We start from the raw sequence: 22930 nt of genomic DNA on the forward strand, positions 1-22930 counted from the left end.
AGCAAGTTATATGCCGGTCAGCTCAGTTCGCCGCACAGGTCGAGTTCGACCAGGCGCCGTACCTCAGCGTTAGCCAGGCCCGCGCCGAGCAGCGCGTTGAGCTTGCCGAACAGCGCTTCACGGGTCATCCCGCCGCCCGACAGCACGCCCACGCCACGCAAGCGGCTGCCGGCTTCGTAGACATCCAGCTCCACGCCGCCTTCATGGCATTGAGTGATTGCCACCACGACCACACCCTTGTCCTGGGCGCGTTGCAGGCTGGCCAGGAACGCCGGGTTGTCGCTGGGCCCGGTGCCGCTGCCGAAGCATTCCAGCACCAAGGCCTGGATGCCGCTGTCGACCAGCGCGTCCAGTTGCACGGCGGCAATGCCCGGTACCAGCGGCAGCACGCCGACATTCGCCAGGGCCTTGGCGTGACGGTAATCCAGGGTTGCCGGGACGTTGCTCGCCTTGGCCACGCCGCCGTTGCGTTGCAGCGCGGCAAACGGATGGCGACCAAAGCTGCGGATTTTCGCGCAACGGGTCGGCGCCATCAGTGCACCGTGAAAATACAGGTGCACGCCCGGCGCGAGGCCGTCGCCCAAGGCTGCCAGCGCACCGCTGACGTTTTCCCAGGCGTCGCTGTCCGGCACACCCGCCGGCAGCATGGAGCCGGTAAACACCACCGGCGCCGGCAGGCCCAGCAACTGGAAACTCATGGCCGCCGCGCTGTAGGCCAGGGTGTCGGTGCCGTGCAGGATCAATACGGCGTCGCAGCCCTCGTCCACGGCGTCGACCACGGCAGTGCGCAGGCGCTGCCAGTAGGCCGGGGTCATGTTGGCGCTGTCGATCAGTGGCGCCATTTCGCGAAAGCGCCAGGCGGGTACTTGCGCGTCGGCAAGCTGTGCGCGCATGCGGGCTTCGAAACCGGATGCCGGGGCCAGGCCGTTGGCACTGGCCTGCATGCCGATGGTGCCGCCGGTATAGAGCACCATCACATTGTTAGCTGGTTGCATCGAAAAATCTCCTGAACGAAAAACGCCGCCGGGCCCAGAGCATGCCCAAGGCCGGGCGGCGTGTCATCTATCTACATTCAGCGTTGCGTTTGCGCGCCCAGTTCAGCCGATGCTTGAGCCGCTGGCTCAGGCTTCACCGGGTTGGCCGGCCAGGCCTTGCGGTCCAGGTCCAGGTCGGGGAACTGGCTGGAGTCGAACACCGGGGTCTTGATGCCCGCCGCGCGCTGGTTGTCGTAGTCGTTCAGGATGCGCATGGCGATCTTGAACAGGAACGCCAGGGCGAACAGGTTGACGAACGCGAGCATGGTCATGGTGATGTCGGCGAAGGCGAACACGGTGCCAAGGTTCTCGATGGAACCCCAGAAAATCAACACCAGTACCAGGGCGCGATAGCCCATCAGCACCTTGCGATTGTTACCGACCAGGAAGCGCAGGTTGCTCTCACCGAGGTAGTAGTTGTACATGATCGAGGTGAACACGAACAACGCCAGGGCCACCGAGATGAACATGCGGCCCCAGTCACCGACCACCGCCGCCAGGGAGTTCTGGGTCAGGGCAATGCCGTCGCCTTCAAAGCCTGGGGTGTAGAAACCGGAGAGCAGGATCAGCAGTGCGGTGCAGGTGCAGATCACGAAGGTGTCGAGGAACACGCTGAACGCCTGAACCACGCCTTGGGCGATCGGGTGTTCTACCGAGGCCACTGCCGCCACGTTAGGCGCACTGCCCAGGCCGGCTTCGTTGGCGAACACGCCGCGTTTTACACCCATGATGATCGCGCTGCCCACCAGGCCACCGAAGGCTTGGTCGAGGCCGAAGGCGCTCTTGACGATGGTCGCGAGCATGGCGGGTACGTGGTCGAATTGCAGCACGATCACGTACAGGGTCACGGCGATGTACACCAGGGTCTTGACCGGCACCAGCAGGTCGGCGATCGAGGCGATGCGCTTGATCCCGCCGATGAACACCAGGCCCAGCAACACGGCCAGGGCCAGGCCGGTGTAGGTGGTGTCCAGGCCAAACGCGTTGTTCAGCGAGTGCGTCACGGCGTGTGCTTGCAGGCCGTTGAAGGCAAAACCGAAGGTCACCAGCAACAGGAACGCCATGACCATACCCAGCCAACGCTTCTGCAAGCCGTGCTGAATATAGTAGGCCGGGCCGCCACGGTAGGTGCCTTCGACGTCGGTGCGCTTGTACAGCTGGCCGAGGGAGCACTCGATAAAGCTCGACGACATGCCCACCAGCGCGGTGACCCACATCCAGAACACGGCACCCGGGCCACCCAGGGTCACGGCAATGCCGACGCCTGCGATGTTACCGGCGCCGACGCGGCCGGCCAGGCTGAGCATCAGCGCCTGGAACGAGCTGAGTTGGCCGGAGCTGCTCTTGAGGCTGTCTTTAAACACCGAGAACATGTGGAAAAAGTGGCGCAACTGCACGAAACGCGAGCGGATCGTGAAATAACCGCCGAGCCCGACAATGAGCACGATCAGTACTTTCCCTGAGAGGAAGTCGTTGATGACTTCGAGCATGGAGTGTTCCTCGCTGATTTTTCTAATGGCAAACGCAGGACGGTTCGACGTGTCGCTCAGCACCAGGCAGTGCACGACGTTCGACCCCAATCCTTTTGCGGGTGTTGTTATTCATGCGGTTTCGCGCTCTCCAGGACCTCGTTACCGACGATCTCTGACGCGAAGAGGGGCGGCACTATACCTAGGCGAGCATCATCCGTCTGCACGGGGCGATTAAAGGTTTCAGCCGGGCTGAATAGGGAAAGTCGGATTTGCAGGGCGATATTGGATTTTTTATGGGCTTCATTTCACAACCTTGAGGCAAAAAAAAGGGCCTGAAGAACGAGCCTTCAGGCCCTCAAAAGGTGAGAGGTGTCTAGTCCCTCAACCTGGTGAGCGGTGCAACAAACGCTTAGGCCTTCAACGGGACCAAGCGTGGAGCGATCATGTTTTCGGGGCGCAGGATGTCGTCGAGCATGGCGTCGTCGAGCAAGCCTTCTTCGCGCACCAGTTCCAGCACGCCGCGACCGCTTTCAAGGGCGATACGCGCGATGCGGGTGGCGTTTTCATAGCCGATGTAGGGGTTCAGCGCGGTGACCAGGCCGATGGAATGCTCCACCAGTTCGCGGCAGCGCGCTTCGTTGGCGGTGATGCCGACGATGCAGTGTTCGCGCAGCATGTCCATGGCGCGTTGCAGCAGGCGGATCGAGTCGAAGATCTTGAAGGCGATCAGCGGTTCCATCACGTTCAGTTGCAGCTGGCCGCCTTCGGCCGCCATGGTCAGGGCCAGGTCGTTGCCGATGACTTGGAACGCCACTTGGTTCACGGCTTCGGGGATTACCGGGTTGACCTTGCCGGGCATGATCGAGCTGCCTGGCTGGCGCGCTGGCAGGTTGATCTCGTTGATGCCGGTGCGTGGGCCGCTGGACAGCAGGCGCAGGTCGTTGCAGATCTTCGACAGTTTCACCGCGGTACGCTTGAGCATGCCGGAGAACAGCACGAAGGCGCCCATGTCGGAGGTGGCTTCGATCAGGTCGGCGGCAGGAACAACCGGCTGGCCGCTGATAACGGCCAGGCGTTGTACGGCCAGGGCCTGGTAACGCGGGTCGGCGTTGATGCCAGTGCCGATGGCGGTGCCGCCCAGGTTGACTTCGGTCAGCAGCTCCGGCGCCAGGGTTTTCAGGCGGGCCAGGTCTTCACCGAGGGTAGTGGCGAAGGCACGGAATTCCTGGCCGAGGGTCATCGGCACGGCGTCTTGCAGTTGGGTGCGGCCCATTTTCAGCACGTGGCTGAACTCGACGCCCTTGGCGGCGAAGGCCTGGATCAGGCTGTCGAGGCTGGCCAGCAGCGCGTCATGGCCCAACAGCAGACCCAGGCGGATCGCGGTCGGGTAGGCGTCGTTGGTCGACTGCGCCATGTTCACGTCGTTGTTGGGGTGCAGGTACTGGTACTCGCCCTTGTTGTGGCCCATGGCCTCCAACGCGATGTTGGCGATGACTTCGTTGGCATTCATGTTGGTTGAAGTGCCAGCGCCGCCTTGAATCATGTCCACCACGAACTCTTCGTGGAAATCGCCGCGGATCAGACGGGCACAGGCTTCGCTGATGGCAGCGTGCTTGGCTTCGCTGAGCTGGCCCAACTCGCGGTTGGCGTCAGCCGCCGCTTGCTTGACCATTGCCAGACCGACCACCAATTTCGGGTAATGCGAAATCGGAACGCCCGAGAGGCGGAAGTTGTTCACCGCTCGCAGGGTCTGGATGCCGTAATACGCTTGAGCCGGTACTTCAAGTACGCCAAGCAGGTCTTTTTCGGTACGGAATGATGCAGCGGAGGACATGACGGAAATCATCTCGATAGGGACCCGGAACAGGCCGGAACACCGCGAATGCTAGGCTTGTGGAAGTTTTTGGGCCAATGCTGTTAAACACTGGCCTATGCATAAACGGCATAATGTGAGTGTGACCCGGCTATCATGGCGGGCGTGTGTGCCAAAATGGTGCGTACCCGTGGGAGGCAGTGATGAACCTTGAGAGCAAATGGCTGGAAGACTTCAGCGCCCTGGCGGCAACCCGCAGCTTTTCCCAGGCGGCGGAACGGCGCTTTGTCACTCAGCCGGCGTTCAGCCGACGTATCCGCAGCCTGGAGGCCGCGCTGGGCCTGACCCTGGTCAACCGCTCGCGCACCCCGGTGGAGCTGACGGCGGCGGGGCAGTTGTTCCTGGTCACCGCACGCACGGTGGTCGAACAGCTCGGTGAAGTGCTGCGCCATTTGCATCACCTGGAAGGCGGGCAGGGCGAGGTCATGCAAGTGGCCGCCGCCCACTCCCTGGCACTGGGTTTCTTCCCGCGCTGGATCGCGCAACTGCGCAACGAAGGCCTGAACATCGCCACACGGCTGGTGGCCACCAACGTTGGTGATGCCGTGCACGCCCTGCGTGAAGGCGGTTGCGACCTGATGCTGGCGTTCTACGACCCTGATGCAGCGATGCAGATGGACGCGGAAATCTTCCCGTCGCTGCACCTGGGCAACACTGAAATGCTCCCGGTGTGCGCCGCCGACGCCGATGGCAACCCGCTGTTCGACCTGGAAGGCGAGGGCAGCGTGCCGTTGCTGGCCTACAGTGCTGGCGCGTTCCTCGGCCGTTCGGTGCACCTGCTGCTGCGTCAGCGCGCGCTGCGCTTTACCACCGTGTACGAAACCGCCATGGCCGATAGCCTCAAGAGCATGGCGTTGGAAGGCCTGGGCATTGCCTGGGTGCCGCAATTGAGCGTGCGTGCCGAACTCGCTCGCGGAGAACTCGTTGTCTGCGGCGGCCCGCAATGGCATGTGCCGCTGGAAATCCGCCTGTATCGCTGCGCCTTGGTGCGCAAGGCGAATGTGCGGTTGTTGTGGCGCAAGCTGGAAGGTGGCGCGGCGCAAACCACCTGAGCCGAATACCGGGCAAATGTGGGAGGGGGCTTGCCCCCGATAGCGGTGTATCAGTGACAGATAAGTGCCTGACACACTGTCATCGGGAGCAAGCCCCCTCCCACCGGTTTTTGCGGTGTGTGGGACTGACTTGAAAGTCAATAAAACCGCCACTTTGCGCCACTGGACAGATGGTCATCCGAGGGGCTGTTTATCTGGATTATTACGGTATACTGCGCGGCCTTCGGCCGGTCCAACCGGCCAAATTTCGTACAACAAGCCACGCCGGATTTCCCGCGTGGCTTGTTGTTTTTTGACGCGCCTGCGGGCGCCCAGAGAGAAGAGGCACGACGATGAGTGCATTGGTTGGCGTGATCATGGGCTCCAAGTCCGATTGGTCCACCCTTAGCCACACCGCCGATATGCTGGAAAAACTCGGCATTCCCTACGAAGTGAAAGTGGTCTCCGCCCACCGCACTCCGGATTTGCTGTTCCAGTATGCCGATGAAGCAGAATCCCGTGGCATCGAGGTGATCATCGCCGGTGCCGGCGGTGCAGCGCACCTGCCGGGCATGTGTGCGGCCAAGACCCACCTGCCGGTGCTCGGTGTGCCGGTGCAGTCTTCGATGCTCTCGGGCGTGGATTCGCTGTTGTCCATCGTGCAGATGCCGGCCGGTATCCCGGTGGCCACCCTGGCGATCGGCAAGGCCGGCGCGATCAACGCAGCCTTGCTGTCCGCCAGCATCCTGGGCGCCAAGCACCCGCAGTTTCACGCGGTGCTGAAAAAATTCCGTGCCGAGCAAACAGACAGCGTGCTGGACAATCCAGACCCACGTATCGCCTGAGGTTGTTGACGATGAAAATCGGTGTAATCGGTGGCGGCCAACTGGGCCGTATGCTGGCCCTGGCGGGTACTCCGCTGGGAATGAACTTCGCGTTCCTGGACCCGGCGCCGGACGCCTGCGCCGCCGCATTGGGTGAACACCTGCGCGCTGACTACAGCGACCCGGATCACCTGCGCCAGCTGGCCGAGGAGGTCGACCTGGTGACCTTCGAGTTCGAAAGTGTCCCGGCCGAAACCGTGGCGTTCCTGTCGCAGTTCGTACCGGTGTACCCGAGCGCCGAAGCGCTGCGCATTGCGCGCGACCGCTGGTTCGAGAAGAGCATGTTCAAGGACCTGGGTATCCCGACCCCGGCCTTCGCCGACATCCAGTCCCAGGCAGACCTGGACGCTGCCGTCGCCAGCATCGGCCTGCCGGCGGTGCTGAAAACCCGTACCCTGGGTTACGACGGCAAGGGCCAGAAAGTCCTGCGCACCGCTGCCGATGTGGTCGGCACCTTCGCCGAGCTGGGCAGCGTTGCCTGCCTGCTGGAAGGCTTCGTGCCGTTCACCGGCGAAGTGTCGCTGATCGCCGTGCGGGCCCGTGATGGCGAGACGCGCTTCTACCCGTTGGTGCACAACACCCACGACAGCGGCATCCTCAAGCTGTCCGTGGCCAGCACCGAGCACCCGCTGCAGGCCCTGGCCGAAGACTATTCCAGCCGCGTGCTCAAGCAGCTCGACTATGTCGGCGTGATGGCGTTCGAGTTCTTTGAAGTCGACGGTGGCCTCAAGGCCAACGAAATCGCCCCGCGTGTGCACAACTCCGGGCACTGGACCACCGAAGGCGCCGAGTGCAGCCAGTTCGAAAACCACCTGCGCGCGGTTGCGGGCTTGCCGCTGGGTTCCACGGCCAAGGTCGGCGAGAGCGCCATGCTCAACTTCATCGGGGTTGTGCCGCCGGTGGAGCAGGTTATCGCGATCGATGACTGCCACCTGCATCACTACGGCAAGGCCTTCAAGGTCGGGCGCAAGGTCGGTCACGCCAACCTGCGTTGCAAGGACCGTGTCACGCTCGAAGCGCAGATCCTCAAGGTGCAAACGCTGATCGCCGAGCAATAAGCCCGGGCCTGGCGGGAACCATTCGGTGACCGCCATCCTCTGATTGCAGGATGCCAAAGCCTGTCTAGGCTTTGGCATGACTCATATTCAATCAGAGGGAAATGCCATGGGTATCATCGGAACCATCTTCATCGGCTTGATCGTCGGTCTGCTCGCGCGTTTCCTCAAGCCAGGCGACGACAGCATGGGCTGGATCATGACCATCCTGCTGGGTATCGCCGGCTCCCTGGCCGCGACCTACGGTGGTCAGGCGCTGGGTATCTACCAGGCTGGCCAGGGCGCGGGCTTTATCGGCGCACTGGTTGGCGCGATTGTGCTGCTGGTGATCTACGGTCTGATCAAAAAGAAGTAATCAGCCTGCAAAGTCCTCTGCGCTGCGCAAGCGCAGAGGGCTAGAATGCTCGGCACTTGTACTTGCCGAGCCTCTCCATGCGCCGTTTTCTGTTGACTCTCCTCTTGCTGGGCACTGGCCTGGCGCACGCCGGCGAACTGCCGGAAACCGACTGGCTCGACTTGATGCCACTGTCGGACCAGAAGGCCCTCGAGGCCATGCCCGAGATCGACCACAACTCCCCCGAAGCCCAAGGCACCTTCACCGACAAAGGTGGCTTGAAGCAAAGCAAAGGCTTGCCGGCGGTGATGTATTCCACCAAGACCGTGGCGGCCATGAACGGCAAGAATATCCGCATCGGTGGTTATCCGGTGCCGTTGGAAACCGACGCCAAGGGCCGCAGCACGCTGTTTTTCCTGGTGCCGTACCCGGGCGCGTGCATCCACGTGCCGCCGCCGCCGCCCAACCAGTTGGTGTTGGTGCGGTATCCCAAGGGGTTGAAGCTGGATGATATCTACACGCCGCTGTGGGTCACGGGCACGTTGAAGGTGGAGAAGGTGAATAACGATTTGGCCGATGCTGCCTATGCATTGGATGCCGGCAAGGTGAGGGTGGTGAAGGAGTCGGATCTCTAAACCGCAACACAGAATCAATGTGGGAGGGGGCTTGCCCCCGATGGCTGAGTGTCAGTCACTATCTCTGGTGACTGATTCACCGCCATCGGGGGCAAGCCCCCTCCCACATTTTGATCCCGGTTTACAGGGCGATACTTGTGATGCTCACACCTAAGGTGTGGCTTTCGCCTGGCGCCAGCTCAACCACATCATCCAGTACATTCGCCGTCTCGATGCACAGCATGCCCTGCCAGCCATCGTCGGCCATGTCGTCAAAGGCCTTGGCGCGTTCGGTCCAGGGGTTCCAGATCACCGTCGACTTCGAGCCCTCGGCGGTCAGCTGAATACGGCGCTGCCAGTCTTTATCGACAATATTCAGCTGCGCGGGTGTATCGAGGTAGATGCGATCCGTCTCGGCGGTGAAGTGCAGCAAGCCGGATTGCGTCTTCTCGGACCAGCCATCGGCGGTATCGATATACGCCGTGCCGTCCAGGCCTTCGACTTGCACGTTACGCACATCGCTCACGGCGAAGTAGGTATGCAGCGCCTGGCTGAGGGTCACGGTGTCGGTGCCACGGTTATGGCTGGTCAGGCGGATGTGCAGCTGATCGTCCAGCAGCAGGCTCAGCGTGAGGTCGACCTGATGGGGCCAGCCTGCAAAGCCGCCCGCAGGCACCGGCAGCAGCAGGTCAACGCGCAAGGCTTGGCCTTCAAGCGCAGTGCCCGCCAGTTCCCACAGCGCCGTGCGCACAAAACCATGGGCGCCAGCCGGCTGCTCACTCTGGCGCATCGCCTTCACGCTTTGCGGGTTACGATCAAACACGCCAAACCATGGCCAGCACACGGGAACACCGGTGCGGATGCCTTTGCCCTGCTTGAACACCGCCTCGGGGTTCGGCCAGATCAACGGCTGTTCGCCTGCGCGCTGGTAGCTGAAAATATGCGCGCCCTGTTGGGCCACCATCAGCTCGGCACCGTTGTGGCGGATGCGCCAGCAGTCCAGCTCGTCGATTTTCACGCTTTCAACGTGGGGCGTAGGCATACAAAGCACTCTTCATGGCAGGCAATGGGGCAATTGACCGTCAAAACCCGGCGAGGTTTAACGTGCGCGCGACGGCACCGACCGCGTGCGGCCGCTGCCATCGATGGCGACGAACACGAACACCGCCTCGGTGACCTTGCGCCATTCGCTGGACAGCGGGTCGTCGCTCCACACCTCGACCATCATCTGGATCGAGCTGCGGCCGATTTCCAGGGCCTGGGTATAGAAGGACAGCTGCGCGCCCACCGCGACCGGAACCAGAAATGCCATGCGATCAATGGCCACGGTGGCCACTCGACCGCCTGCGACCTTGCTGGCCATCGCGGTGCCGGCCAGGTCCATCTGCGCGACCAGCCAGCCGCCGAAGATGTCGCCGAAACCGTTGGTTTCACGCGGGAGTGCGGTGATTTGCAGGGCGAGATCGCCTTGCGGGATAGGGTCTTCTTGTTCGAGTTCGATCATGCCGTGAATGCCTCTCAAGACTGCGGGTCTGGCGCGTGCGTGGGCCGAGTATATCGACACCCTGGCGCCGCGACGACCGTCTGTAGTTGATTTGGTCGGCAATTGGCGGCTGTATGGCGGGTTTTTCCGGCAACTGTGCTTCTGATGTGCTTTTCCAAGCGATTTGCTATCTTGCCGAACCCGTCCTGGCCCAGCCAGCCCCTCGGATCTGCCGTCCTGACTAATAAGAGAAGCCTTGCCATGTCCTCCGTGCCCGCAAGCAGTGCGCAACCGTCGCGCCCGCTGACCCGCAACGACTACAAAACCCTGTCGCTGTCTGCCTTGGGCGGGGCGCTGGAATTTTATGATTTCATTATTTTCGTGTTTTTCGCCACCGTGGTCGGAAAACTGTTTTTCCCCGTGGACATGCCCGAATGGCTGCGCATGATGCAGACGTTCGGCATCTTCGCCGCTGGCTACCTGGCACGTCCGCTGGGCGGCATCATCATGGCGCACTTCGGTGACCTGTTGGGCCGCAAGAAAATGTTCACCCTGAGCATCTTCATGATGGCCGTGCCGACCCTGATCATGGGCCTGCTGCCGACCTACGCGCAGATTGGCCTGTGGGCACCGCTGCTGTTGCTGCTGATGCGCGTCATCCAGGGCGCGGCGATTGGCGGTGAGGTGCCAGGCGCCTGGGTGTTCGTCTCCGAACACGTGCCGCCGCGCCATATCGGTTACGCCTGCGGCACGCTGACCAGCGGCCTTACCGCCGGCATCCTGCTGGGTTCGTTGGTGGCTACCGCGATCAACACTATTTATAGCCCGGAGCAGGTGTCGGATTTCGCCTGGCGGATCCCGTTCCTGCTCGGCGGTGTGTTCGGCCTGTTGTCGGTGTACCTGCGCCGCTGGCTGCATGAAACGCCGATCTTCGCCGAGATGCAGCAACGCAAGACCCTGGCCGCCGAGTTGCCCTTGCGTGCCGTACTGCGTGACCACCGGGGCGCCATCGTGCTGTCGATGCTGCTGACCTGGCTGCTGTCGGCCGGTATCGTCGTCATCATCCTGATGACCCCGACCGTGCTGCAGACCGTCTACCACTTCAGCGCGACCGTTGCGCTGCAAGCCAACAGCCTGGCTATCGTGACCCTGAGCCTGGGCTGTATCGCCTCCGGCGCCCTGGCTGACCGCTTCGGCGCAGGCCGTGTGCTGATCGTCGGTTGCGCGCTGTTGCTGGCAACCTCGTGGACCCTCTATCACAGCCTTATCACCCACCCTGACTGGCTGTTCCCGCTGTACGCCTTGACCGGGCTGTTCGTCGGCACCATCGGCGTGGTGCCCTACGTCATGGTTAAAGCCTTCCCACCGGTGGTGCGCTTCAGTGGGCTGTCATTTTCCTACAACGTGGCGTACGCCATTTTCGGCGGCCTGACGCCGCTGGCGGTGTCATTGCTGATGAAGGAAAGCCCGATGGGCCCTGCCTACTACGTGGCTGTCCTGTGTGTGATGGGCATGGTCGTCGGCGGGTACCTGTGGAAGCGCGGGCGTTAACCACTGACCGATAACCCCTGTGGCGAGGGAGCTTGCTCCCGTTGGGCGGCGTAGCGGGCCCCGAAAGGCGGGAGCGCTACGCACTCCAGCGCGAGCCAGCTCGCTCGCCACGGGTTGTGTGCTGTACAACGATTACAGGGTATTTCCAGGTAAACGCTTCAACGTCCTCGCAAGTCCCGTCTCCATGGGGTCTTCTCCCTCCAGCAGCGCGCTCTGCCAATACTGGCCTTTCATCTAATTGTCATATTCCAGACATAGAGTGTTCACACGGCCTACCGATACTTGGCCCCGATCCAACTATCCCTATCTGCTAGGAGTAAGGCATGAAACTGAAGCGTTTGATGGCGGCTATGACTTTTGTCGCTGCTGGCGTTGCGACTGCTAACGCGTTCGCCGCTGTTGACCCAGCTATCCCGAGCTACACCAAGACCACTGGTGTGTCGGGCAACTTGTCCAGCGTCGGTTCCGATACCCTGGCTAACCTGATGACCCTGTGGGCTGAGGGCTACAAAAAGGAATACCCGAACGTCAACATCCAGATCCAGGCTGCCGGTTCCGCCACCGCGCCACCTGCGTTGACTGAAGGCACCTCCAACCTGGGCCCGATGAGCCGCAAGATGAAGGACACCGAGCTGGCTGCCTTCGAGCAGAAGTACGGCTACAAGCCAACCGCTATCCCGGTTGCCGTGGATGCCCTGGCGGTGTTCGTGCACAAAGACAACCCGATCCAGCACCTGACCATGGAACAAGTCGACGCGATCTTCTCCTCGACTCGTCTGTGCGGCGCCAAAGCCGACGTCAAAACCTGGGGTGACCTGGGTGTGACCGGCGACCTGGCCAACAAGCCGGTTCAGCTGTTCGGTCGTAACTCGGTATCCGGCACCTACGGCTACTTCAAGGAAGAAGCCCTGTGCAAAGGTGACTACAAGCCAAACGTGAACGAACAACCAGGCTCGGCCTCGGTTGTGCAGTCGATCAGTTCCTCGTTGAACGGCATCGGTTACTCGGGCATCGGCTACAAGACCGCCAGCGTGAAGACCGTGGCCCTGGCCAAGAAAGGCAGCACTGACTTCATCGAAGACAGCGAAGAAAACGCCCTGAACGGCAAATACCCGCTGTCGCGCTTCCTCTACGTTTACGTCAACAAAGCCCCGAACAAGCCACTGGCCCCGCTGGAAGCTGAGTTCGTGAAACTGGTGCTGTCCAAGCAGGGCCAGGAAGTTGTAGTGAAAGACGGCTACATCCCACTGCCCGCCAAAGTTGCCGCCAAGGCACTGGCTGACCTGGGTCTGAAAGAAGGCAACTAAGCCTGTAATACCGGGTGTAGCAGCGGGCCCTGTGGGAGCGGGCTTGCTCGCGAAGGCGGTGTATCAGCCGCCATTGTGTCGAATGACACACTGCAATCGCGAGCAAGCTCGCTCCCACAACAGCCCGCCTGCACCTCTCATTTTTTAGTCCGCTGCCTGCACCGCTACGCGGCGGATTTTCTGCGTCACTGCATTGTCATCTTTCTGTCATACAGGATCGCTAGGGTGTGCGCATGAATGATCTGGCCAATTCCACCATGACGACGACTTCTCCCCCCAAGCGCATTGATTTCAATACGCCTGAGCTGCAACGCAAGCGCCGCATCCGCGCGCTCAAGGATCGCCTGACCCGCTGGTACGTGCTGGTGGGCGGCCTCGCCGTCCTCGGCGCTATCACCTTGATCTTCTTCTTTCTGGCCTACGTGGTCGCGCCGTTGTTCCAGGGCGCGTCGCTGACCAAGGAAGACGCCTTGACGCCGGCCTGGTTGCAGGACGCCGGCAAGCCGCTGCTGATCTCCATGGAAGAACAGAACCAGGTCGCCATGCGGGTTTCCGACAAGGGCCAGGCATTGTTCTTTGAAGTCGACACCGGCGCTGAACTCAAGCGCGTCGACCTGCCACTTCCCGCCGGTACCAGCGTTGCCTCCATCGGTGAGGATCAACCGGGCAGCCCGCTGGTGATCCTTGGTCTGTCCAATGGCCAGTCTCTGGTGTTCCGCCACACCTACAAGGTGTCTTACCCGGACGGCAAGAAAACCATCACCCCGGCGATCGAATACCCTTACGGTGATACGCCGATCGTGCTGGACGACGCGGGTCGCCCGCTGGAGCACGTAGCGCTCAACGCCACCGACTCCGCGCTGGTGGTAGCCGGTTCGGCCGGCGCGCACTTGAATGTGCTGTCCTTGAGCCGCGAAGAAAACATGATGACCGGCGAAGTTACCAGCGAGCAGAAGCGTATCGAGCTGCCGCAAATGACCGAACCGGTGAAGGCGATCTTCATCGACCCGCGCCAACAGTGGTTGTATGTGATCAATGGTCGTGCCCTCGCTGATGTCTTCAGCCTGCGCGACAAGAGCCTTAACGGTCGATACAAATTATTGGAAGATGGCAACGCCGAAATTACCGCCAGCACGCAGTTGGTGGGCGGCATTTCGTTGATCATCGGTAACTCCAAAGGCGGTCTGGCCCAGTGGTTCATGGCCCGTGACCCGGATGGCGAGCAGCGCTTCAAGCAGATCCGTACCTTCCAGATGGGCACCGCGCCGATCGTCGAGATTACCGCCGAAGAGCGTCGCAAAGGCTTCACCGCCCTCGACGCGTCCGGCAAGTTCGGCGTGTTCCACAGCACCGCGCACCGCACCCTGCTGGTTGACCCGGTGGTCGACGGCCAGGGCGTGTTCGGCATGTCGCCACGGGCCAACCGTGTGATCGTCGAAGCCGGCGGCAAGCTGCAGCCGTTGCTGCTCGATAACCCGCACCCGGAAGTGTCCTGGAGCGCGTTGTGGAGCAAGGTCTGGTACGAAAACTACGACGAGCCTAAATACGTCTGGCAATCGACCGCCGCCAACACCGACTTCGAACCCAAGATGAGCCTGGCCCCGCTGACCTTCGGTACCTTGAAGGCCGCGTTCTACGCCATGCTGCTGGCCGCACCGCTGGCCGTTGCCGCCGCGATCTACACCGCCTACTTCATGGCCCCGAGCCTGCGCCGCAAGGTCAAGCCGGTGATCGAACTGATGGAAGCGATGCCGACGGTGATCCTCGGCTTCTTCGCCGGGCTGTTCCTGGCGCCGTATGTGGAAGGGCACCTGCCGGGGATTTTCAGCCTGCTGATGCTGTTGCCGATTGGCATCCTGGTCGCCGGCTTTATCTTCAGCCGCCTGCCTGAGTCGCTGCGCCTGCGGGTTCCCGATGGCTGGGAAAGCGCGATCCTGATTCCGGTGATCCTGTTCGTGGGCTGGCTCTCGCTGTACATGAGCCCGTACCTGGAAACCTGGTTCTTCGGCGGCGACATGCGCATGTGGATCTCCCACGACCTGGGCATCACCTACGACCAGCGCAACGCCCTGGTGGTCGGCCTGGCCATGGGTTTCGCGGTCATTCCGAACATCTACTCCATCGCCGAAGACGCCGTGTTCAGCGTGCCGCGTGGCCTGACCCTGGGCTCGCTGGCCCTGGGCGCTACGCCGTGGCAGACCATGACCCGTGTGGTGATCCTGACGGCCAGCCCGGGTATTTTCTCGGCGCTGATGATCGGCATGGGCCGCGCAGTGGGTGAAACCATGATCGTGCTGATGGCCACCGGTAATACCCCGGTGATGGAGATGAACCTGTTCGAAGGCCTGCGCACCCTGGCAGCCAACGTCGCGGTGGAAATGCCCGAGTCGGAAGTGGGCGGCAGTCACTACCGCGTGCTGTTCCTCTCGGCGCTGGTGCTGCTGCTGTTCACCTTTGTCATGAACACCCTCGCCGAGCTGATCCGTCAGCGTCTGCGCAAGAAATACTCGTCGCTTTAAGAAAGGTAGAAGTCTGTGAAACAGAACTCCCTGAATGGATGGTTCAAGAGCGGCGCCCCTGGCGTCTGGATCAGCGGTGGCGCGGTGTCCATCGCGGTCATCATGACCATTGGTTTGCTGGCTGTGATTGCGGTACGTGGTTTGGGCCACTTTTGGCCGGCTGACCTGATCCAGGCCAACTACAGCGTACCGGGCCAGGAAAACCATATCGTCATCGGCGAAGTGGTGCAGAAAGAAGAAGTACCCCGCGAACGCCTGAAAAGCGCGGGCCTGCCTGTGCCGGACCAAGGCCCGGAATTCATGACCCGCGAGCTGATCAAGGTCGGCAACCGGGACTTGAACGGCAACGACTTCACCTGGATCGTCGGCGAGTGGTTGAAAGACCAGACCAAGCCGGTGGAACTGATGGCGATCGAGCGTCGTGAGTGGGGCAACTTCTACGGCACCCTGGTCAACGTCAAGCAGGATGGCAAGATCATCGCGCAAGGCGAAGCCGCGTGGCCGGAGCTGCAAGCCCGCGTCGACCGCGTCAACGCGCTGGCCGCCCAGCTCAAGAGCCTGGAAAAAACCGATATCGGCGCGATCAACGCAGGCCTGGAGCGCATCCGCCTGCACGGTCGCAAACTGGAACTGGAAGGCAAGCTCGACGCCGCCGCCCAAGCCGACATGGACTCCGGCCGCGCCGAGCTGAATGCGCGTTACCAGGACATCGAAGCGCGCCTGGCCGACCTGCATGCCCAGTTCAACCGCGACTCGCTGACCGCCCGCGATGGCAACGGCAAGGAAGTGGAAATCGGCATCGGCAAAGTGGTGCACGCCTACCAGCCGAACGCCATGGGCACGATGACCAAGATCGGCTTCTACTTCAGCAAGGTCTGGGAATTCCTCAGTGATGACCCACGGGAAGCCAACACCGAAGGCGGGATTTTCCCGGCGATTTTCGGCACCGTGATGATGACCCTGATCATGGCGATGATCGTGACGCCGTTCGGCGTGCTGGCGGCGGTGTACCTGCGTGAATACGCCAAGCAGAACGCCCTGACCCGGATTATCCGCATCGCCGTGAACAACCTGGCCGGCGTACCGGCTATCGTTTACGGCGTGTTCGGCCTGGGCTTCTTCGTGTATGTACTGGGGGGCTCGGTTGACCGCCTGTTCTTCGCCGAAGCCTTGCCGGCGCCGACCTTTGGTACCCCGGGCCTGTTGTGGGCCTCGCTGACCCTGGCGCTGCTGGCTGTGCCGGTGGTGATCGTGGCCACGGAAGAAGGCCTGGCGCGGATTCCTCGCACGGTGCGTGAAGGTTCCCTGGCACTTGGCGCGACCAAGGCGGAAACGCTGTGGAAGATCGTGCTGCCGATGGCCAGCCCGGCGATGATGACCGGCATGATCCTCGCCGTGGCACGTGCCGCCGGTGAAGTGGCGCCGCTGATGCTGGTGGGTGTGGTGAAACTGGCGCCGTCGCTGCCGCTGGACGGCAACTACCCGTACCTGCACCTGGACCAGAAGATCATGCACTTGGGCTTCCATATCTATGACGTCGGCTTCCAGAGCCCCAACGTCGAAGCCGCACGGCCACTGGTGTACGCCACTGCCTTGCTGCTGGTACTGGTGATCGCCACGCTCAACTTGTCGGCGGTGTGGATTCGTAACCACCTGCGCGAAAAATACAAAGCGCTGGACAGTTAATTGAAGTGAGCGCGGACTCAATGTGGGAGCGGGCTTGCTCGCGAAAGCGGTGTATCAGAAACACATGTGCTGACTGACATACCGCTTTCGCGAGCAAGCCCGCTCCCACACTGAACCGCGCCAGACACAGATTTTTAGTAAGCCGCCAGCCGATCCAGAAGCCTGCGGTTCAACACAACGAATTGGTAGCACAGGGAGCATCCCATGCAACACGAAACCCATTCCCACGGCATCAACATGTCCGCCCTGGGTCGCGACAAGCAGAGCCTGAGCCTGGCCCAGGAAACTGTGGCCATCGAAGTGCCGGGCCTGAGCCTGTACTACGGTGAAAAACAGGCGCTGTTCGACGTCAGCATGAACATCCCCAAGCAGCGCGTGACGGCTTTTATCGGCCCGTCCGGTTGCGGCAAGTCCACGCTGCTGCGTACCTTCAACCGCATGAACGACCTGGTGGACGGCTGCCGCGTTGACGGCGCCATCAACCTCTACGGCACCAACATCTACCGCAAGGGCGAAGACGTGGCCGAGCTGCGTCGCCGTGTGGGCATGGTGTTCCAGAAGCCCAACCCGTTCCCCAAGACCATCTACGAAAACGTGGTTTACGGCCTGCGTATCCAGGGCATCAACAAGAAGCGCATCCTCGACGAAGCGGTCGAGTGGGCCCTCAAAGGCGCGGCGCTGTGGGACGAGGTCAAAGACCGCCTGCATGACTCGGCACTCGGCTTGTCCGGCGGCCAGCAGCAGCGTCTGGTGATCGCGCGGACCATCGCGGTGGAGCCGGAAGTACTGCTGCTCGATGAGCCTTGCTCGGCACTCGACCCGATCTCGACACTGAAAGTGGAAGAGCTGATCTACGAGCTGAAATCCAAGTTCACCATCGTCATCGTGACCCACAACATGCAACAGGCGGCGCGTGTTTCCGACTACACCGCGTTCATGTACATGGGCAAGCTGGTGGAGTTCGGCGATACCGATACCCTGTTCACCAATCCGGCGAAGAAGCAGACCGAAGACTACATCACCGGTCGTTACGGCTAGGAAGCTGTGGTTCTGATTGCACTGACGCTGCGGTTCTCCGCACCTTACCGGACGCTCCAAGGACGCCAACATGATTAGCAAAGAAGGCCTTACCCACCACATCTCCGCGCAGTTCAACGCCGAGCTTGAGGAAGTGCGCAGCCACCTCCTGGCGATGGGCGGGCTGGTGGAGAAGCAAGTCAACGACGCCGTGACTGCGCTGATCGAGGCCGACTCGGGCCTGGCCCAGCAAGTGCGTGAGATCGATGACCAGATCAACCAGATGGAACGCAACATCGACGAAGAATGCCTGCGCATTCTGGCCCGTCGCCAGCCGGCGGCCTCGGACCTGCGTTTGATCATCAGCATTTCCAAGTCGGTGATCGACCTGGAGCGCATCGGTGACGAAGCCACCAAGATCGCCCGCCGCGCCATCCAGCTGTGCGAAGAAGGTGAAGCGCCACGGGGTTACGTGGAAGTGCGCCACATCGGCGACCAGGTGCGCAACATGGTGCGTGATGCCCTCGACGCCTTTGCGCGCTTCGACGCCGATCTCGCGTTGTCGGTGGCCCAGTACGACAAGGTTATCGACCGTGAGTACAAGACCGCCCTGCGTGAGCTGGCCACCTACATGATGGAAGACCCGCGCTCTATCTCGCGGGTCTTGAGCATCATCTGGGTGCTGCGTTCCCTGGAGCGCATCGGCGACCACGCGCGCAACATCTCCGAGCTGGTGATCTACCTGGTTCGCGGTACCGACGTACGGCACATGGGCCTCAAGCGCATGAAAGCCGAAGTTGAAGGTTCGGCCGACCAAACCCCTAATGTTCCGGGCGAAACTGACGATAAGTAAGGTTGCCCGAGAAATTAACGCCCGGCCTTAGGCCGGGCGTTTTCGTTTGGGGCAGCTGAATTTTTTGCGTATCGGGTGCAATAAAGTCCGAACGTGACTGCAGAGTTTTGGCAAAATGCCATCAGTCAGGCGTACTGCGTGCCAAGGTTTTTATAGGATGAAGGGTCGATGAGTAAAGTCAGTGTATTGGTGGTGGATGATGCCTCGTTTATCCGCGACCTGGTGAAGAAGTGCCTGCGCAACTACTTTCCCGGGATCAAGCTTGAAGATGCGGTGAACGGCAAAAAGGCCCAGGCCATCCTGATGCGCGAGACGTTCGACCTGGTGCTGTGCGACTGGGAAATGCCCGAGATGTCCGGCCTCGAGCTGTTGACCTGGTGCCGTGAGCAACCGCACCTCAAGGCGATGCCATTCGTGATGGTGACCAGCCGTGGCGACAAAGAGAACGTGGTTCAGGCTATCCAGGCCGGCGTTTCCGGCTACGTCAGCAAGCCGTTCACCAACGAACAGTTGTTGAACAAGGTCAAGCAGGCCCTGCACAAGATCGGCCGTCTGGACGCGCTGGTTGCCAGCGCACCGACCAAGATGAACTCGGCGTTCGGCAATGACTCCCTGAGCGCGCTGACCGGTGGCAAGCCGGAAGCCGTGCGCGCGGCCCCAGTGGCGGCGGCTGCGCCTGCGCCCAGCAAAGGCTTGCTCAACAGCCCACCCGTGCAAGCCCCGAGTGCAGCGCCAGCGGCCGGTCGTGGCCAAGGCCAACTGCGCCTGTCCAGCGGCACCCAGCAATGCGTTATCAAGGCGCTGAGCATCAAGGAGGCGCTGCTGGTGGTACGTCGCAGTGAAGTCCTGCCTCAGGTGCTGGAAAGCGCGGTACTCGACCTTGAGCAAGGCGACAACGCCGAAGTGGCTCGCCTCAACGGCTACCTGCACGCCATCGTCGCCTTCGAACCCAAGCCTGACAGCGACTGGCTGCAACTGACCTTCCGGTTCATCGACCAGGACGCGCAGAAGTTGGACTACATCTCCCGCCTGATCGCCCGCGGTACGGCGCAGAAGCATTTTGTGCCGGGTGCGTGATCTACACAGCGCCCAGAACAAATGTGGGAGCGGGCTTGCTCGCGAAGGCGGTGTATCAGTCAACCTCTCAGGTGACTGACACCCTGCTTTCGCGAGCAAGCCCGCTCCCACCTGTTGATCCTGATGGTTTAGCCCAGGGTGTTGCTGCTCAATCGAGCAACAGCACCTTGGCCAGCACGATTTTCGGCCCTTTCATCTTCTTGATGATGATCCGCAGGCCTTCAACCTCCAGCACTTCTTCTTCTTCGGGCACCCGCTTGAGGGTGTCGTAGATCAGCCCGGCCAGGGTTTCGGCTTCGATGTGGTCCAGGTCGACACCCAGCAGGCGTTCCACCTTGAACAGCGGCGTGTCGCCACGTACCAGCAGTTTGCCCGGCTGGTAGGCGAGGATGCCGCGCTCGGCCTTGCGGTGTTCGTCCTGGATGTCGCCCACCAGCACTTCCAGCACGTCTTCCATGGTCAGGTAGCCGATGATCTTGCCGTCGGCTTCTTCCACCAGGGCGAAGTGCGCGCCGCCTTTACGGAACTGTTCCAGCAACTGCGACAACGGCATGTGACGTGACACGCGCTCCAGCGGGCGGGTCAGCTCGGCCAGGTTGAACGACTCGGGGATGTGGTCCAGGGCTGCCAGTTCCAACAGCAGGTCCTTGATGTGCAACAGGCCGACAAACTCGTTGCGCACCGCGTCATACACCGGGTAGCGGCTGAACTTGTGGCGACGGAACAGCGCAAGGATTTCCTTGAGCGGCGCGTTGAAGTCCAGGGTTACCAAGTCTTCCCGGGAGTTGGCCCAGTCGACCACTTCCAGCTCGCCCATTTCCACGGCCGAGGCCAGCACGCGCATGCCTTGGTCGCTCGGGTCCTGGCCACGGCTGGAGTGCAGGATCAGCTTGAGTTCTTCACGGCTGTAATGGTGCTCATGGTGCGGGCCTGGCTCGCCTTGGCCGGCGATGCGCAGGATCGCGTTGGCGCTGGCGTTGAGCAGGTAGATCGCCGGGTACATGGCCCAGTAGAACAGGTACAGCGGCACCGCGGTCCACAGCGACAGCAGCTCGGGTTTGCGAATCGCCCAGGATTTGGGCGCCAGCTCACCGACCACAATGTGCAGGTAGGAAATCACGAAGAACGCCGCAAAGAACGACACGCCCTTGATCACTTCCGGCGACTCGACACCCATGGCGCCCAACAGCGGCTCAAGGATGTGCGCGAAGGCCGGTTCACCGACCCAGCCCAGGCCCAGGGAGGCGAGGGTGATACCCAGCTGGCAGGCCGACAGGTAGGCGTCGAGCTGGCTGTGCACCGTGCGCAGGATCTGCCCACGCCAGCCGTTGGTATGGGCAATCGCCTCTACCCGGGTGGAGCGCAGTTTGACCATGGCAAATTCCGCCGCAACGAAGAAACCGTTGAGCAGTACCAGGATCAGTGCAAAAAGAATCATGCCGAAGTCGGCAAAGAGTGTGGCGAAGGTGATACCAGGGGAAGGGTCCATGATGGGGTTTTGCAGGTTCCGTGTGTTCAATAAGGGGTGACAGAAGGGCCTGAAGGGCAGGCGCAAGTCGGCCAATGTAGCGGCTGACGGGGCGCTTGCCTAGTGCCTGCTGCCGGGTGGGGCGTGGAATGCATACCTGGAAACGGCGCATGACCAATGTGGGAGCGGGCTTGCTCGCGAAGGCGGTGTATCAGTCAATAAATCTATCGACTGATAGACCGCCTTCGCGAGCAAGCCCGCTCCCACACTTTAGGTAAGTGTCGTGTTCAACTTATTCATCTGTTCCAACTGCCTGCGATCGCGTCACCTGCGCCGGCGGGAAATGGCAGGTGAAGGTACTGCCATGGCCCAGCACGCTGCTGATTTCCAGGCGCGCGCGGTGGCGCAGCAGCACATGCTTGACGATGGCCAGGCCCAGCCCGGTGCCGCCGGTGTTGGAGTTGCGGCTGGAATCGACGCGGTAGAAACGCTCGGTCAGGCGCGGCAGGTGCTTGGCGTCGATGCCGATGCCCGAGTCTTGCACGCTCAGGTGCGCGCCGTGCCCGTCGGCCCACCAGCGGATGCGGATGGTGCCCTTGTCCTGGGTGTACTTCACGGCATTGAACACCAGGTTGGAAAACGCGCTGCGCAATTCGCCTTCGCTGCCTTTGAGCAGCACCGCCGGGTCGGCGTCCAGGGTGATCTGTTGCCCACGCTCGCCGGAAAGCGCCTGGGCGTCGTTCTTGATGGTCTGCAACAGGCTATGTACGGCCACTGGCTGGTTGTCCGACGGGTAATCGGTCGCCTCCAGCTTGGCCAGCAACAGCAAGTCGTTGAGCAGGGTTTGCATGCGTGAGCCTTGTTGCTGCATTTGCTGCAGGGCACGGCTCCAGCGCGGGTTGATCTCGTCGACGTTGTCCAGCAGCGTTTCCAGGTAACCGCAGATCACCGTCAACGGCGTACGCAGTTCGTGGGAAACGTTGGCGACGAAGTCTTTGCGCATCTGCTCCAGCTGGTGAATGCGGGTGACATCGCGCACCAGCATCAAGTGCTCGTTGTTGCCATAGCGCGTGAGGTACAGCTGGATGCGCACGCGGTCATTGGTGGGTGAGGGGATTTCCAGGGCTTCGTCGTAATTGTCCTGCTCGAAGTACTCCTTGAAGCGCGGATGGCGCACCAGGTTGGTCACCGGCTGGCCGCTGTCCTGGGGCGTCTTGAGGCCCAGCAGGGTTTCGGCCGCGCGGTTCCACCACTCCAGGTTGCCATCGCTGTCGAGCATGATCACCGCGTCCTTGAGCGCGGCGGTAGACTCCTGCACGCGGTCGAGCACGGCTTGCAGGCGCCCGCGTACCCGTTGGTCGCGGCGCTGCAGGTGGTAGATGCTGTCAAACACTTCGCCCCACAGGCCGTAGCCGTCGGGGGGCGCTTCGTCGGGTTTGTGCCGGCGCAGCCATTCATGCAGGCGCAGCAGCTGTTTGAGGGTCCAGCCCAGGTACAGCGCGATGCCGATGGCCAGGCTCCAGCCGTAATAGCCAGTAACCAGCCCGACCAGCATGCAGCCGGTGATCAACAGAAGCATGTGGCGGATCAGGGTGCCATGCCAGTTTTGGTTCACTTGAACATGCGTCCTTGTCAGCTGTTTAAGTCAGGCGCTTGAATTCACCCAGTGGCC

At 61.7% G+C, this 22930-nt stretch carries 19 protein-coding genes; 12 read left to right on the top strand and 7 right to left on the bottom strand.

The features are described from left to right. Positions 1–17: 17 nt before the first annotated feature. From GIW02_RS04045 to aspA, 3 genes are all read right to left on the bottom strand, one after another. The gene (locus tag GIW02_RS04045) at positions 18–995 is read right to left on the bottom strand and encodes an asparaginase (protein WP_236410468.1); all 978 of its coding nucleotides are present in this window, start codon (positions 993–995) and stop codon (positions 18–20) included. A 77-nt stretch (positions 996–1072) separates the two neighbouring features. Then, positions 1073–2524, bottom strand: coding sequence for an alanine/glycine:cation symporter family protein (locus tag GIW02_RS04050; protein WP_236410467.1), 1452 nt, complete (start codon positions 2522–2524; stop codon positions 1073–1075). A 391-nt stretch (positions 2525–2915) separates the two neighbouring features. Beyond that, complete coding sequence (gene aspA, locus GIW02_RS04055) at positions 2916–4340, bottom strand: aspartate ammonia-lyase (protein WP_025854459.1); 1425 nt, start codon at positions 4338–4340, stop codon at positions 2916–2918. A gap of 182 nt (positions 4341–4522) precedes the next feature. Here aspA and GIW02_RS04060 point away from each other — a divergent pair, with 182 nt between their 5' ends. From GIW02_RS04060 to GIW02_RS04080, 5 genes are all read left to right on the top strand, one after another. Beyond that, complete coding sequence (locus tag GIW02_RS04060; RefSeq protein WP_236410466.1) at positions 4523–5431, top strand: LysR substrate-binding domain-containing protein; 909 nt, start codon at positions 4523–4525, stop codon at positions 5429–5431. Positions 5432–5763: 332 nt separating this feature from the next. Further along, positions 5764–6255 carry a 5-(carboxyamino)imidazole ribonucleotide mutase gene (purE, locus tag GIW02_RS04065; RefSeq protein WP_003195648.1) on the top strand — a complete coding sequence of 164 codons (492 nt, stop codon included), beginning with the start codon at positions 5764–5766 and terminating at the stop codon, positions 6253–6255. Between the two features lie 11 nt (positions 6256–6266). Beyond that, complete coding sequence (locus GIW02_RS04070) at positions 6267–7352, top strand: 5-(carboxyamino)imidazole ribonucleotide synthase (RefSeq protein ID WP_236410465.1); 1086 nt, start codon at positions 6267–6269, stop codon at positions 7350–7352. A gap of 106 nt (positions 7353–7458) precedes the next feature. Further along, positions 7459–7704 (top strand): GlsB/YeaQ/YmgE family stress response membrane protein, encoded by a 246-nt coding sequence (locus GIW02_RS04075; protein ID WP_005792540.1) that lies wholly within the window; start codon positions 7459–7461, stop codon positions 7702–7704. Between the two features lie 77 nt (positions 7705–7781). Next, positions 7782–8318, top strand: a complete 537-nt coding sequence (locus GIW02_RS04080; RefSeq protein WP_236410464.1) for a DUF3299 domain-containing protein — start codon at positions 7782–7784, stop codon at positions 8316–8318. 121 nt (positions 8319–8439) lie between these two features. Here the strand turns inward: GIW02_RS04080 and GIW02_RS04085 are convergent, their stop codons facing one another. Both GIW02_RS04085 and GIW02_RS04090 read right to left on the bottom strand, forming a co-directional pair. Then, positions 8440–9339, bottom strand: coding sequence for a D-hexose-6-phosphate mutarotase (locus GIW02_RS04085; RefSeq protein WP_236410463.1), 900 nt, complete (start codon positions 9337–9339; stop codon positions 8440–8442). A gap of 57 nt (positions 9340–9396) precedes the next feature. Beyond that, on the bottom strand, positions 9397–9801 hold the full coding sequence (locus GIW02_RS04090; RefSeq protein WP_003176975.1) for an acyl-CoA thioesterase: 405 nt from the start codon (positions 9799–9801) through the stop codon (positions 9397–9399). A 240-nt stretch (positions 9802–10041) separates the two neighbouring features. Here GIW02_RS04090 and GIW02_RS04095 point away from each other — a divergent pair, with 240 nt between their 5' ends. The 7 genes from GIW02_RS04095 to GIW02_RS04125 all read left to right on the top strand — a co-directional run bounded on the left by GIW02_RS04095 (position 10042) and on the right by GIW02_RS04125 (position 19790). Beyond that, positions 10042–11331: an MFS transporter gene (locus tag GIW02_RS04095; RefSeq protein ID WP_236410462.1), complete on the top strand. Its 1290-nt coding sequence runs from the start codon at positions 10042–10044 to the stop codon at positions 11329–11331. A gap of 323 nt (positions 11332–11654) precedes the next feature. Then, entirely contained in the window at positions 11655–12638 is a 984-nt protein-coding gene (locus GIW02_RS04100) for a phosphate ABC transporter substrate-binding protein PstS (protein ID WP_236410461.1), read from the top strand. A 485-nt stretch (positions 12639–13123) separates the two neighbouring features. Next, positions 13124–15157, top strand: a complete 2034-nt coding sequence (locus tag GIW02_RS04105; RefSeq protein WP_236410494.1) for an ABC transporter permease subunit — start codon at positions 13124–13126, stop codon at positions 15155–15157. Between the two features lie 15 nt (positions 15158–15172). After that, positions 15173–16843: a phosphate ABC transporter permease PstA gene (pstA, locus tag GIW02_RS04110; RefSeq protein ID WP_236410460.1), complete on the top strand. Its 1671-nt coding sequence runs from the start codon at positions 15173–15175 to the stop codon at positions 16841–16843. 204 nt (positions 16844–17047) lie between these two features. Continuing rightward, positions 17048–17881: a phosphate ABC transporter ATP-binding protein PstB gene (gene pstB, locus GIW02_RS04115; protein ID WP_236410459.1), complete on the top strand. Its 834-nt coding sequence runs from the start codon at positions 17048–17050 to the stop codon at positions 17879–17881. Positions 17882–17951: 70 nt separating this feature from the next. Next, complete coding sequence (gene phoU, locus GIW02_RS04120) at positions 17952–18713, top strand: phosphate signaling complex protein PhoU (protein ID WP_105521289.1); 762 nt, start codon at positions 17952–17954, stop codon at positions 18711–18713. Between the two features lie 168 nt (positions 18714–18881). Beyond that, on the top strand, positions 18882–19790 hold the full coding sequence (locus GIW02_RS04125; RefSeq protein ID WP_236410458.1) for a response regulator: 909 nt from the start codon (positions 18882–18884) through the stop codon (positions 19788–19790). 148 nt (positions 19791–19938) lie between these two features. Here GIW02_RS04125 and GIW02_RS04130 read toward each other — a convergent pair whose 3' ends face one another. Together GIW02_RS04130 and phoR are read right to left on the bottom strand one after the other, a co-directional pair. Further along, complete coding sequence (locus tag GIW02_RS04130) at positions 19939–21279, bottom strand: hemolysin family protein (RefSeq protein WP_236410457.1); 1341 nt, start codon at positions 21277–21279, stop codon at positions 19939–19941. A gap of 271 nt (positions 21280–21550) precedes the next feature. Next, on the bottom strand, positions 21551–22837 hold the full coding sequence (phoR, locus tag GIW02_RS04135) for a phosphate regulon sensor histidine kinase PhoR (RefSeq protein ID WP_236410493.1): 1287 nt from the start codon (positions 22835–22837) through the stop codon (positions 21551–21553). Positions 22838–22930: the final 93 nt, after the last annotated feature.

Source organism: Pseudomonas syringae (assembly GCF_021606685.1).
In the GTDB taxonomy this organism is placed as follows: domain Bacteria; phylum Pseudomonadota; class Gammaproteobacteria; order Pseudomonadales; family Pseudomonadaceae; genus Aquipseudomonas; species Aquipseudomonas syringae_R.